The sequence below is a fragment of the Paenibacillus sp. An7 genome (genome assembly GCF_009870785.1).
GTDB lineage: Bacteria > Bacillota > Bacilli > Paenibacillales > Paenibacillaceae > Paenibacillus.
The window spans coordinates 1-485 of record NZ_WTWX01000082.1 but is presented as its reverse complement, the minus strand read 5'-3'; the positions used below and the strand labels follow the sequence as shown (position 1 = coordinate 485).

The window sequence follows — 485 nt, the reverse complement described above, 5'->3', positions numbered from 1 at the left end:
AATCGAGTAGGAGGCTACCCATTAGAAGAGTAGCCGACCTCTCACACCACCGTACGTACCGTTCGGTATACGGCGGTTCAACCGCATAAGTGCATTTTACGTAGACGCTCGTACTGCGCAGGAAAGTCATAATATCCTGCCTGTACGAGCTTTTCGTTTGTTATGGAACGAGACAGCACGGGGCTTCTGGCGATGCGCCAGTACCCAAGACGGGAGTTTCCCCATTGGTACGCCTTCCCCTCCGGTATCCCCAGCCTGCGTAGGTTTTGTACCTTTGTTTTCGGTTTCTTCCATTGCTTCCAGATGTACATACGAAGTCGCCTCCGCAGCCATTCACTCCAGCTTTGCAATATCCTTTTCATGTCAGCTACATAATAGTAGCCAATCCATCCGCGAATGTAGATCTTCACTTTCTCCATGACTTGGCGAACATTCCTACCCTGACTTCGGCTCGTTAGTTCTTTCAACTTCTTCTTTGCTTTTGC

At 49.5% G+C, this 485-nt stretch carries 1 protein-coding gene; it reads right to left on the bottom strand.

The annotated features are described in order from the left end of the window. Nucleotides 1-77: 77 nt before the first annotated feature. Nucleotides 78-485 (bottom strand): group II intron maturase-specific domain-containing protein (locus GQY27_RS21240; RefSeq protein ID WP_328803029.1); only part of this gene is annotated, 408 nt, incomplete at its 5' end.